The following is a 13,318-nucleotide window of genomic DNA, read 5'->3' on the forward strand; positions in this document are numbered from 1 at the left end:
ATCCAAGATGGAAGCGAAAAAATAGCAGTTCCGATGATATCTATTTCATTTATTCTGCTTCAAATTTCTCTAGAAATCGAAAAAAAGTAGTAGTAATTTACGAAAGCAATCTTATCTGGTCCATCAATACCAAATAAGATTGCTAATATGAAATTAAAAATCGGGAGCGTTAACTAACGTTTTTTGGACGGCCTCTTCGCTTCGATCCGTCTGCTTTCAAATCAATAATTATATTTTCAATGCTTAACCCGTATTTGTGAATTGCGTAATCAACTGCCATTAATAACTCATTATAAGTCCACATGACAACTTTTTTGTTGTATCTTCTGGCTAAATCCTGTAACTTAGCAGTAAACCCTTGCTCCAAATGACCTGCAACCACAATACCTATGACATGTGTCATCGTATCTGTACACTTGCCATAGAACTGCTCAAGCATCTCCCGCCCTTTATCGCTTGCGCTTGTAATTTCTTTCTTCTCATAGCTCTTGGCAATGCCTACAAAAACCGCATCGTCCATATTCAACATCTTCATGTTGAAGCTAATATCGCCATACTCTTGACCATGATGGGGATGTAGATGATGGTTTGTAAAGGTAATAAAAGGTTTCATCACACAACGAATGCTATGTTCTTTCTGGCAAGCCTTACAAGCGTCTGAACTTTGCTTTGAGCACTTCTCCTTTAAAAGCTCCATAACTTCTTGTAAATCTTCTCTTCGCTGATTTGAAATTCTTCGCCCCCATACCTTCTCTAACTCGGGGATTTCCTCCACGCGGTACATGACTCTGGAGGATTTATTCGCAGAATAGTGTAAAACGTTATTAGAGAGATGGAATTGCTCCTCTTCAGCCATAAAATCAACCTCAGGGAAGTATTTCTTAATCATACGTTGCATCAAAGATGTCAGTGCTGTATTAGGATACATCAACACACCGTCATACCAGGAGTTAACTCTTACTTTATGGCTCATCAGGCATGTAAGTTGATCCAGTTCTATGTCTTCTGAGCAAAATCCACACTTTACGGTTGTGGACTGTCCTTTTCTACTCAATACCATGATCTCAAATTTCCCGCAGGATGGGCATACCAGATCCGCATGTTCCTGGCAGCCATCGCAGTATGGTCTAAATCGTAAATTCATATGTTTCTTTAGCGCCGCTACTAATTTTTCTGGTTTTTCAATCAATAATCGATAGCTTTCGATACCTTGTTTTTTGCAGATAACTAAAGCTTTCATGAGCTCCACAATGGCTTTCTTTTCGTCTTGGCCATATGCGAATGTTTTCACTTCACTGTCCTCGGCGATCCCGAATGCATCGAACTTCTCGTCAATGTCCCCATTAGTATGGATGGAGTTCATATGGCTCATAATCTGGCCAATTCGCCATAGTCCCCAACGTCTCATATCGGACGCCTTCAATTGTCGCGTCAAATAAATTTTACCCTTTTCACTGTTTACTCCAAGGGTAGAATAAAGCTCTCCATCTTCATTAATGGCTTCTTGGTAAACAGAACTTGGCGAGTCATATCCCTCATACTCTGGATTTTGACTTACTTTGTTTCCTAATTCTTTATCCGCCAATGTAATTTTTTCGATCTTACCTGAAGTAGCAGTGCTCAAAGTCGTTCTTTTCATCGAGTCTTTAGGAAAAACACGTTCAACAATTGATTTTGTAATATTGACAGGAATTAGTAAGCAGGCAAGGGTCTCTTCGGCCACACTAGAAAGGGTTCCGACCAATAGATCACTGGGAAGATTAATATTTACGTAGCGTTGGTCAAAATTGATCCACATAAATCCGTACTTTAACTCATAGATGAATTCATTCTGTTCGGTCTCTGGATCAATAAAATTATATTTTTCGTTATATTTAAAGGCGATTTCCAAGGTTTGAGGGTCAATTATGGTCTGATCGACGGCTATTAATGAGGTTACATTGTCGTTTGAATAGGAGACATCTCTAAGACGTTGGTTTAATTTCTTGATGGCTTTATCCTCTTTGTGGGCTTGTATAAATGATGCAGAAGTGGTTTGCGGGTCTAAGGATTGGAGATGAAAGAGACGGAAGTTAGGCCGATTATTATAGCGATTTTCTTCAAAACATAATTCGATGTGCTCTTCAGTGATTTCAGGACTCTTATTAATAATCTCAATCAGTTTGGCTTTTTCAACACGTTGGAGCGCTTCTTTAATATCCTTCTTTGTTTCTCTCTCCATCACTAAGCGGTATCGATTTTTTAAGTCTTCATCAGTTACATGGGTATACAGCAATTTTCGAATTACTCCATTTTGAACGTGGAGCAGTTTACTTGATTTATTATCTGACGGCATACATTATGACCTCCCCTTGTTGGTTGTTACGGGAAACCTTATGCGTTTCTTGCTGCCTTTATATAAATATAGGGGGAGCCAAGCGATACTCCCCCTAATCGGTTACTTGTTCTGATCTTTAAGAATTTGAGTTAGAGATTTGTCGCCAAGACGTTTTCTTAAGGTTCCCAGCTCCATATCACTTCGAACCCCAAAATCAACCCCATACTTAGCTTCGATATTCCCAACCTTTGTGTTTGCACACTTCTGACGATATTACCCATCCTTGTTATGATCACGTTTGAAATTCCTCCTCACAATGTTTGTTATTGCATAAGGAAAATACGGATTTCTTAAGGATAGAATTACATCTGTAAAATCTGTGCAAGAATGATGTTTTACTTAAGATTGGTCTGAAATAGCCGATTTTAGGCTAAAATAGGACTAAATTTCAACATTTGTTTACATATTCAAGGTTTTTTCCTGTGGATATCCCGTTTTTTGTGGCGATATCCCATTTTTGGTGGCACATCACAACAGACTAATTACAACAAGAAATCCCACTTACCTCAACCACACCGACTATACCCGCAAGTACTACAAGTCTTACAGCCCTCAATATTAATCAATGACGCGCTGCCGCAGGATGGGCAGAGGTCACGCGAAGCTGTGGAATGGCTGTGACTACTATGACCGCCGTGTCCATCATCTGTTGCGGTTGCTGCAGGAACGCTGGACTTCAGTTCGGCATTTAATGCCTCCGTGAAATCTCCAAGCTCCAGGGTTGCTGCAATGGGGGCAGGGATGTGATCGTCTTGGGCATTGTTCTGCACATGGGTTTCCAGTGCTTTGGCGACAGCGTCGGCAATGGATTCTACACGGTTCGCGCCAAAGCCAATGGCGCCGGAGCCACCGATGCCTTTAAGATGTTTGATTAGCAGTTCTACCTTCTCGCCATGATCTCCATAACGGAGGAATAACGAGCAGACCCGGCCCAATGCTTCAGCCATGGCGAATACATCTGACCCAGCCTTACCTACATTCAGGAAGATTTCTGCTGGAGTGCCGTCCAGATCATTAATGGTAATGTACGCCATTCCAAATGGCGTATTGATCTTATAGGTAGCGCCGCGCAGTACCTGCGGACGTTTCTTGTATTGTTTATCCACTACTTCAGCGTTAGCTTTCGGAGCAGGGCTTGCAGCCACGGCAGTAGTTGAACTTGCACTTGAACTCACACTTGCACTAGCCGTTACATCAGCTGTCGCCGTAGCTTCGCTGGTTGCAGTTGAAACTGCTTCTGCTGCATCTTTTTTGTCTTCTTTTTTCGTTGTCTCTAGAATTTGTACATCACGGCTACCGTCACGGTAGATCGTTACGCCTTTGCAGCCTAAGTCGAAGGCCATTTCATACAGCTCTGCGGTTTCTTCCACAGTGAAGTCAGCCGGGCAGTTGGCGGTCTTGGAGATCGAGCTGTCCACCCAACGTTGAATAGCCGCTTGAGCACGGATATGATCCTTAGCCGATAAATCCATCGAAGTTACGAAGTAATCCGGCAGATCTTCACCAGGGTGAGCTTCGAGCCAATCCTGAGCAATGGGTACGAATTGTTCATCATAGCCAAGACGGCTTTGACGGTAATATTTGAAGGCAAAGTATGGTTCAATACCCGTCGATGTGCCCACCATTGTACCCGTGCTGCCTGTAGGGGCTTGGGTGATGACGGTAACGTTACGCATCCCGTGCTTACGGATGGACGCGCCAACCTCAGGGTACGTTTCGGTAATATTTTTCATGAAGCCACTCTGTAAATACTTCTCGGTATCAAAAGCTTGGAACGAACCCTTCTCGCCAGCAATCTCTGCCGATGCAAGATACGCTTCCCGAGCCATAAAGCCATACAGCTTGTCCAGAAACTCAAGTGATTCCGGGCTGCCGTAACGGATGTTCAATTTAATCATCAGTTCAGCCAGACCCATCGTGCCTAAGCCCACACGGCGTTCCTTCTTCTGATTCGCTTCATTTTCCGGGAAATGATAAGGAGTCTTATCAATAACATTATCCAGAAAACGAACGGAATAACGAGTGGTGGTTGCCAGATCTGCCCAGTCTACATCATGATTCTTCTCATCATAGAACTTGGAGAGGTTAACAGCCGACAGATTGCAGACGCCCCAGCCAGGCAGGCCCTGCTCACCGCAAGGATTCGTACAAATGATCGGGTTGAAATACCAGCTGTTGGACATTTGGTTGTAGTATTCCATGAATACGACACCAGGCTCAGCCGATTTCCAGGCCGATTCAATAATCGTTTTCCAGATATCCCGCGCTTTAACCGTGCGGTAATGAATGACATTGCGGCCATCGGCCTTCCACTTATCAAGATCGCCGTCCCACAAGGTGTCATAATCAGGCTCAGTTGTATCCGGGAATACGAGCTCCCAATCCAGATCTTCCTTAACAGCCTTCATGAAGCTGTTGCTTACGCATACGGACAGGTTGGCATTGGTCACTTGACCCATGGTTTGCTTCACGGTAATGAAGTCCAAGACATCTGGATGCCAGTCGTTGATCATCAGCATCAGTGCACCACGACGGCTGCCGCCTTGCTCGATTAATCCGGTTGTATAGCTGAACAGACCGCCCCATGATACCGAACCACTGGAAGAACCATTAACACCTCTGACGATAGCCCGGCGTGGACGCAGTGAAGATAGATTGATTCCTACGCCGCCGCCGCGAGCCATAATCTCCGTCATTTCCGACAACGTCTGCATGATACCGCCACGGCTGTCCTTAGGAGAAGGTACTACATAACAGTTAAAAAGCGTCAGTTCTTCACTAGCGCCCGCACCTGCCGCAATCCGTCCCCCTGGTACGAGCTTCCAGTCATCCAGAATCGAGCGGAATTTGCCTGACCACTCTTTTTGAAGTTCAGGTGTCTTCTCGACAGAAGCCATCGCTCCAGCCAGCCGGTCCCACATTTCTTCAGGCGTTTTCTCTATATTAAGTGTAAGTTTCTCTACATCTGATTGCACATGTTCACCGCTGCGTGTCTTTACCGTTACAATGCGGCCGCTGCGTTCGACGATTTCGCCAACTTCCTTCGTGGGAAACTTTGGATCATCCTTGGTCAGTACGAGCACAACATCGCCTACCTTGGCATTGTTGCTGTCTGCATCCTTCCAGGCATAACGATCCAAAAATATTTTCTCACTCAGCCCTTCCAAGTGTTGTTTACGTTCGACTGTACTCAATAAAAAAACCTCCCGCTCATGTGATTATGTTACTTCCGATTCATCGTGTGGGTGTTCTTTTTGATACCCATAAGAAGAAACGACTTGGCCATCCATTTTCATGGGTGGCACCCGTTTCTCGGAAAAATATAAAGATAAAAAACAGCGTAAAACTTATTTTTTCTTATATTTCAACATAAACTTCCTGCACTAAGCCTTAGCTTCTAAGAAGGTACTCAGGAAGTTCATCTTGTCAATATCAAATAACCACTAATCGCTCAATTTAAGCATAATTTCAAGCATTTGTCACAATATATTGTGTGCGTCAGCTTTTAAACTATACCACATATTGTATCACAGGTCGTTTTCGAAAAAAGAGCCCTTCGACCGATATTTCAGCAAAGGATCTCCCTAATCCTCCCTTTTACTCACTTTTTTCTAGGCATTCTACAAAAATATCAGGTTATGAAATCTCTTTTTTTCGCGCATACTACTCCTACGCATTATTAGATGATTCAGCGCCAAAGGAGGCTGCTTTATGTCGCAATTTTCCCGCAATTCCCTGCCGCTACAGGGCAGTAAGCCCGCACCATTGGTACCTGTTCCGCTTTCCTTTGACCGAAACTGGCTGCAGGATTTGGAGAGTAGACTCGACAAGGGAGGTCCATGGGGAGACTGGAGATTGTCACGGCTTGCCGTACAAGGAGAGGAAACAGGACTGATCACCAGCTTCGACGAGCTGCAGTGTATGAAGCATTTATCTGGACTGTCTCCGCTCCCTCACCAGCTCGATACCGCTCATAAAGTACTTTTTCAAATGTCAGGCCGGGCGATTCTCGCCGATGAGGTTGGACTTGGCAAGACGATCGAAGCAGGACTTGTGCTCAAAGAATATCTTGTGCGCGGATTGGTCTCCAAGGTATTAATTCTGGTTCCAGCCTCGCTAGTATTGCAATGGGTCCGAGAGCTGAATGCTAAATTCGGCATTTCAGCTGTCGCCCAAAAAAAAACCTATTCCTGGGGCAGCGACATCGTCGTCGCCTCCATGGATACCGCCAAACGTGATCCACACAAAGAAGTTTTGCTGGAGAATGAATATGACATGCTGATCATCGATGAGGCCCATAAGCTGAAGAATAAGAAGTCTACCAATTATCTGTTCGTACAGCAATTGCGTAAAAAATACTGCCTGCTGCTTACCGCTACACCCGTCCAAAATAACTTAAGCGAGCTATTCAATTTAATCACACTGCTGAAACCTGGACAGCTTGGAAATCAGGGGGATTTCGCCACTAATTTCGTTGTCGATAAACGCCAGCCCAAGAACGAAATCCAGCTCCGGGGCGAGCTTTCCAAGGTTATGATCCGCAACCGGCGCGGCGAAGGTCCGGTCAATTTCACCAAACGTAAGGTTCGCAATATCCCACTGACCCTCTCCACCGAGGAGAAAGTATTATATGACGGAGTTACTGCTTTTGTCAAAGACCAATATCAGGAATCTGGGGGCAATCTCAGCAGTATGCTCTCCTTAGTCACACTTCAACGCGAGGTATGCAGCAGCCGTGATGCCGTATTCATAACCTTGGTGAATCTGATCAAGAAACTGCCTGAAGACTCGCCGAAGCGTGACCGGATGATGGGTCTGCTTCAGACCATCCGTACCGTGAAGACAAATACCAAAGCGGAGAAAACATTAGAGCTTATTCTGGAAATGAAGGAGAAGGTCATTGTATTTACAGAATATCGGGCGACTCAGGAATATTTGCTGCAATTTTTCCGCGATCATGGGCTGATGTGTGTTTCTTATTCCGGAGGGATGAACCGTGGTAAAAAAGACTGGATGATGGACCTCTTCCGTGGCCGGGCCCAAGTGATGATTGCTACCGAAGCGGGCGGCGAAGGCATAAACCTGCAATTTTGTCATCACATGATCAATTTCGATCTGCCATGGAATCCCATGAGAGTTGAACAGCGGATTGGGAGGGTCCACCGGTTAGGTCAGGAGAACGACGTCATCATCTATAATCTGTCCACTCAGGGTACGATTGAAGAACATATTCTGCATTTGCTGCATGAGAAGATCAATATGTTCGAGATGGTCATCGGTGGGCTGGATGTTATTCTGGAACGGTTCGAGAAGACGGAATCCTTGGAGAAAAGTCTATATAAAATAGTGCTCGAGTCCCGCACAGATGAAGAACTGCGCAGTGGGCTAGACCATATTGGCGAATCCATTAGTGAATTGACTGAGGACATTCAGAAGGAAAGTGAGGCCGCGACATGACCCTCTCCCCGCAGCAGGTTCGCACACAGGTGATGAATTATCTGGAAGTGACAGAATGCACCATCATCGAGGCTTCACCGCTTCATGTAACGGTGAAGCTGTCCCCGCGCGCCGACCGGATGCTCACGGACCGTCCCTATTATTGGGGCTTCGTGGAAAGAACCGGAGTGGAACCGGAGACCTTATCGTTCACCTTCGTGTTTGATCCGGAGAAATATGACAGCTTGGCAAGCGGTGCTTCGACCCAAGCACCGAACAGAGGCACTCAGCCAGGTGCTCCTTCAACCGACCCACAGGACAGTATATTAGCCCGCTACTTTGGTGTCGTTCCAACACAGCCCTGGATCGGTCCCGGTATGATCAGGCGTGAAGATGTGATCTATGGCAGCAAGCGGCTACTGCAAATTTGGTCAGCGGCCCGTGATGAAGGTAAATGTCTGTATCTGTTCGAGAACCCGGGGAGCAGACAGCGAACCACCGTGTTCTCCGCCGCCTACGAACCGTGGCTTGGCGTTTGTTACAAGGTGGAAATGACCTGCGATCTGAAGCGGGAGGAGCTGCATTTTGTAGGAATCTCCTTGGTTACTGGGGCCATCATCGATGACTTTGGGACGAAGCTTACTCAAGTTGAGCTGATTCCCCGCCTGCCGGAGAATGTGCATATTCAACCTCTTGAACTAACAGTCTCAGCAGGCACTGACCGTTTGGAAGCCCATCTTACAGAGCAGCTTGCCGCGCTTGACTATACCTGGGCGGAGGAAGCCCGCGCTCGGCTGCAGCTGGAGCTGTCTATCATTGATGTTTATTATGAGGAACTGCTGAAGGAGCCTGACGAAGAGAAAAGGCTGGGGATCGACGAGCAATACAATCGCCGCAGAAAAGAAACCACCTGGCAATACGAACCACAGGTTGCAGTTTCTGCGGTGACTTACGGGCTGTTTCATCTGCGGAGCACATAGAATATGACCCCACTCGCTAAAAGCAGGCAAAAAAACAGTGAAATTCCTTAAGCCCGGCACGACAGCAAGCAACACCCTTTTTAAGGCTTGTCCTCTACAATAATTAGTAAGTAGCTCTTCCCCTTTAGCCGAAAAAAGAAAGGTGAACAAAGCCATGAAAATAAGATTACGATGGAGGCCAGCTCTTAGGCGGCAGGGTCGATTCCTCCTGTTGATCGGTCTGGGACTGGCCATAGCTGGCGCAAGTTTTCCCACTGCGCTGGCAGCTACCAACACCCGGGTAAGTGTTGTGCAAGCGGTCTCCGCAGATTTACCTGTGCTGGAAATGAAATCAATCGCCTCACCCGTCACGGTTCAGGAGTTCAGTCAGCAGATGATTGATAAGTTAGCAGCGGAAGCCCCTTTCACAGATTGGAAGGACGCTAGCCCAATTTATTATCCGCTTGGACCGGGTACTCACAGCTGGCTGGTCAACGTGATGAACGGCCAGCAACGGATAGGATATATGATTATTTCCGCTACCGATCAAGGCGGTTATATGCTTAGCGAATATGGAGCCGGAACCACCGGACTCCCCTATAGTCTCAGTGAACTGCGCCAGCTTCTGGTGCAGCAAGGACTCATTTCTTCATCTGCATCAGATATTACGCTTTCAGCCTTATATGCACCCCTGCTGCCAGTCTGGAAAATAACCATTGACGAGAAGACATTCTTCATCAATGCATCCATGCCACAAATCTTACCGTGGAGCCTGAGCAAGGCTGACGCCGTACTCAAGGGAAAGTTAGCAGCTAACAATGTAGTGACTAGCCGTGATGATCATCTGTCTCCCGATTCAGCTTACCGGAGTGGCGGAGTGGATGATCCGTATGCGGATTTACTGTGGCTGACAGTCCCTAAGCTGCCAATGGTAAGTGCTGATGACATCATGTCTCTGATCCCGAAGGAAGGAAGTATCGCTTTTCAGGCGGCAGGCCGAAATGACGCTTTAGGCGCTCCTTTTATGATTACAGGATATCAACGTTGGCTGCTGCACACAGCCGGCAGTACAAAAGAAAATAGCGATACCACCGTATATGTTGCTTCAGGCCATGCAGGAAGGCGCTATCTCCCCCTCTCTGCGCTTCAGGATAATGGCACATTGCATAAGCTGAACGGAAACAAAGACAGCATCTACACTGATATATGAAACAGCACAAAAAACCTTCCATGTGCCGCCATTATGCGGTCCAAGAAGGTTTTTTTGCCGTCAGCACACTCAATCCTTGACCTTATGTCTCCAACTACTCCGCCAAAGAGACATTCCAAGTGGGAGCATCCCGAACCATTTCTCCGACCATGGCTGTTTCGTCGCTTCTCGCCGAGCACGGCTGCTACGCGGGTCCTCCATATACACTACGACTTTTTCGGTTATATACTTCACAAGGTCATCACCATCGGAAGCCATTCAAACCACCTCCTGAATCTAATTAACAAAACCATTCGCCGAGCATCATAGCTTTAGTGTTCACCATTATGGCTGTATTTAAACTGAAGACAAGGCTTCGTATAGGTTTGCCAAAGAAAGCACAATCTAACAGAGAATAAGTGATGAACATTTTTGTGAAAAGGGGTTTTACCACTTGAGACTAAGCACTTTTAGGAAAAAAGCAGATATCCCGCGCTACTTCATTATCACTTTGGCGGCTGCAGGACTGATATTCCTTCAAGCCGGAGCAGTACAGGCTAATGGCATCCGCACTCATACAGATGTTAAGGAAGATCGCCAGCATGTACTCGGCCATGGTCATCGAATGATTCTGATTGATGCCGGACATGGCGGAATTGACGGTGGTACTTCCTACGGTAAAGTATTGGAAAAGGATATCACCCTTGAACTCTCACGCCGCTTATTTCTGTTGCTGCGCAGCGATGGCTTTGATGCCATTCTAAACCGTAATGGCGACTATGCGCCCAGTGATGAGAACCGCTGGCTCCGCAGCTCCTCCCGCCACCTTAGGGATCTAGCCCAGCGAAAAGAATTGGCCGAGACGCTGCCGGCAAATGTAGTAGTCAGCATCCATATTAACTGGGCACCTTCACCCTCCAAGCATGGGCCGCTGGTGTTGTATCGCCAGGAAGGACGTAGCTTCATGCTGGCCCAGTCCATTCAGAGCCAGTTGAACAATCTCTATCAAGCGAACGCAGACCCAAGACAGGGCAAACCCTTTTATTTACTTAACAAAATCACCGCCACAACCGTAATCGTTGAAGCCGGATTTATTAGCAGCCCATCCGATCGCGCCAAGCTATGCAGCAAATTAGGTCAGCAAGAAATTGCCGAGGCAATTGCAAACGGGATATCCGCTTACCTCATGGAAATTTAGGACCTGGATTCCATTTCCACTCTTCTTTGACCAGATCAGATATCCCGACAAACTCAACACTGTTTCGCATTTCCGCTATGCCGCTGCGGATACCGGCAGCAGTCTCTTTGCCTTGAAGACCCACATGGCCAATCGTTATACAATAATGCTGTTCCAGGGCATGTTCCTGTACAAGACGCATTTGCTTTAAGACATGGCTAGAGGTATGCAGATCATCCAAGAAGATATGGTTCTCTACGCGGGGCAGCCCTTTTTCCTGAGCTATTTTGCCGACCACTGAGCGGTAATTAGTTTTACTGTCCACAAAAAATAATCCCCGCTCCTTGCAGACGTTCAGTACGATGCCCATTACCCGTTCATCACCGGTCACCCTTGAACCCATGTGATTGTTAATTCCAATTGCATACGGGATATTATCCAGCGCCGCTTCCACGCGCTGGCGAATTTCCTCATCACTCATCTTCGCCAGTACCGCTCCAGGCCCCAGCCATTCCGGTTTGCCGTGGCGCGGCTCCATCGGGAGGTGCAGCAATACGTCAAATCCGCGCTCATGCGCGCGCCGCGCATCGCTGACCGATGTGGGCAGGAAAGGCATGACCGCAACCGTAATTTTGACCGGCAGACTTAACATTTCATCCGTTCCACGCATCTTGTTGCCGAAATCATCGATAATAATGGCTACACGACTGCGCTCAGAACCCTTTGTTTGACGTCGTATAGCAGTGTTGTCCTCAATGGAATGAGTTACTGGTGCATCCGTCCTCTGGGAGTAGACATTTATGGCATTTCCACCATAAGCAGGCTTAGCCATAACAGACAGCGGTGATACCATTCCACTCCAAGTTATCGCTGTTACAACAGCAAACAAAGATAAGAAATAACGCTTTACAGTATGACTGCCCTTATTCAACTAGATCTCCTCCTTAATCTTCAATCAATGTTCTCATTGTTTGGATTACGGAGACTAAATATGTGCGTAGGCTATACTCAATAATTAGCAATAGCTTTTTTGACTATTTCCCCAAACGGTCAGCAGCAAGAATGGCTTCCAATACCTCTTCTGCACATACCTGAAAAGGCATGTTCTGCATCGGACTATCCTCAGCACAGCTGGCCCGTGCTACTCTCATGAGCTTTTCATGGTCGGCGCTGGTGATTCCCAGCTCCTGTAAGGTCACCGGAAGGCCGATCTCCTGACAAAAATGTATGACCTTTAAGGTCTCATCAGTTGGTGCCTTTTCTAGCACAAGCTGCACGATGGTGCCGAACGCAACCTTTTCACCATGATAGGTATGGCGGCATTCTTCAAGAAGGGTCAGTGCATTATGTAGGGCATGCGCTGCGGCAAGTCCACCGCTTTCAAACCCGATCCCGCTTAGATAAATATTAGCTTCAACAATATGCTCAACAGCCGGGGAAGTACGCTTCTGCTGAACGTCCTGCAGCGCGGCCACTCCATCAGTTAGCAGTGTTTCCAGACAAGCCTTTGCCAGAGAAAGGGCAGCGATAGAAGAAGTCCCACCAGCGTGTGTTAACGCCTGTGACTTCTGACAAGCTCTGGCTTCGTAATAAGTCGACAAAGCATCGCCTATCCCTGCAGCAAGCAATCTGGCAGGTGCTTTGGCAATAATGTCAACATCGGCAACTACCAAATCCGGATTTCTTCGCAAAGCAAGGTAACGGTCAAATTCACCTTCGTCTGTATAGAGAACGGACAACGCACTGCATGGAGCATCCGTTGATGCAACAGTAGGAACAATAACCACCGGCAGTGAAGCGAAATGGCTGACCGCTTTGGCCGTATCCAACGTTTTACCGCCACCAATGCCCAGAATAACATCGCTGGAATCGAGTTCGGCATTTATAGTATCTACCTGTCTCTGGCTGCATTCCCCCTTGAATTCCCGGAGTTGCAGCGGAATGGCTGCTTCGGCAAAGCTGTGTATTAGTTCTTCTTTGTACAGTGAGAGTATATAAGGATCGACTACTGCATAAGCCTGCGTTGTCCCTAACTGAGCACAATAAGCTCCCAGCTTGCGAATTTCACCGCTGCCCTGAATATATTTGGACGGAGAGATGATAATCTGTGTCATTTATTAATAGCCTCCTGTTATGGGAATACCTCATAATACGTACAATCGAACTTTTTCCGCAATAAA

9 protein-coding genes are annotated in these 13,318 nt (G+C 46.7%); 4 read left to right on the forward strand and 5 right to left on the reverse strand.

Annotated features, from left to right (window positions below):
• Positions 1–169 precede the first annotated feature (169 nt).
• Both GJB61_RS06995 and GJB61_RS07000 read right to left on the reverse strand, forming a co-directional pair.
• A complete protein-coding gene (locus GJB61_RS06995) occupies positions 170–2,335 on the reverse strand; it encodes a hypothetical protein (protein ID WP_154117736.1) in 2,166 nt (721 codons plus the stop codon).
• 548 nt (positions 2,336–2,883) lie between these two features.
• Positions 2,884–5,571, reverse strand: a complete 2,688-nt coding sequence (locus GJB61_RS07000) for an adenosylcobalamin-dependent ribonucleoside-diphosphate reductase (protein ID WP_154117737.1) — start codon at positions 5,569–5,571, stop codon at positions 2,884–2,886.
• A 517-nt stretch (positions 5,572–6,088) separates the two neighbouring features.
• Here GJB61_RS07000 and GJB61_RS07005 point away from each other — a divergent pair.
• From GJB61_RS07005 to GJB61_RS07015, 3 genes are all read left to right on the forward strand, one after another.
• Positions 6,089–7,834: a DEAD/DEAH box helicase gene (locus GJB61_RS07005; protein WP_154117738.1), complete on the forward strand. Its 1,746-nt coding sequence runs from the start codon at positions 6,089–6,091 to the stop codon at positions 7,832–7,834.
• A complete protein-coding gene (locus GJB61_RS07010; RefSeq protein ID WP_154117739.1) occupies positions 7,831–8,793 on the forward strand; it encodes a YqhG family protein in 963 nt (320 codons plus the stop codon). The genes GJB61_RS07005 and GJB61_RS07010 overlap by 4 nt, the downstream gene beginning before the upstream one ends.
• A gap of 154 nt (positions 8,794–8,947) precedes the next feature.
• Positions 8,948–9,982, forward strand: coding sequence for a hypothetical protein (locus GJB61_RS07015; protein ID WP_154117740.1), 1,035 nt, complete (start codon positions 8,948–8,950; stop codon positions 9,980–9,982).
• Positions 9,983–10,051: 69 nt separating this feature from the next.
• Here GJB61_RS07015 and GJB61_RS07020 read toward each other — a convergent pair whose 3' ends face one another.
• Positions 10,052–10,240 (reverse strand): YqzE family protein, encoded by a 189-nt coding sequence (locus tag GJB61_RS07020; RefSeq protein WP_154117741.1) that lies wholly within the window; start codon positions 10,238–10,240, stop codon positions 10,052–10,054.
• Between the two features lie 175 nt (positions 10,241–10,415).
• Between GJB61_RS07020 and GJB61_RS07025 the strand changes: the two genes are divergently transcribed.
• The gene (locus tag GJB61_RS07025) at positions 10,416–11,159 is read left to right on the forward strand and encodes an N-acetylmuramoyl-L-alanine amidase (RefSeq protein ID WP_229521518.1); all 744 of its coding nucleotides are present in this window, start codon (positions 10,416–10,418) and stop codon (positions 11,157–11,159) included.
• Here the strand turns inward: GJB61_RS07025 and GJB61_RS07030 are convergent.
• Both GJB61_RS07030 and GJB61_RS07035 read right to left on the reverse strand, forming a co-directional pair.
• Positions 11,146–12,069 (reverse strand): divergent polysaccharide deacetylase family protein, encoded by a 924-nt coding sequence (locus GJB61_RS07030; RefSeq protein WP_229521519.1) that lies wholly within the window; start codon positions 12,067–12,069, stop codon positions 11,146–11,148. The two genes, GJB61_RS07025 and GJB61_RS07030, sit on opposite strands and share 14 nt — an antisense overlap.
• Before the next feature lie 103 nt (positions 12,070–12,172).
• A complete protein-coding gene (locus GJB61_RS07035) occupies positions 12,173–13,252 on the reverse strand; it encodes a glycerol dehydrogenase (RefSeq protein ID WP_154117742.1) in 1,080 nt (359 codons plus the stop codon).
• Between the last annotated feature and the right edge of the window lie 66 nt (positions 13,253–13,318).

It is taken from the genome of Paenibacillus monticola, assembly GCF_009664975.1.
Lineage (GTDB): Bacteria > Bacillota > Bacilli > Paenibacillales > Paenibacillaceae > Paenibacillus_AQ > Paenibacillus_AQ monticola.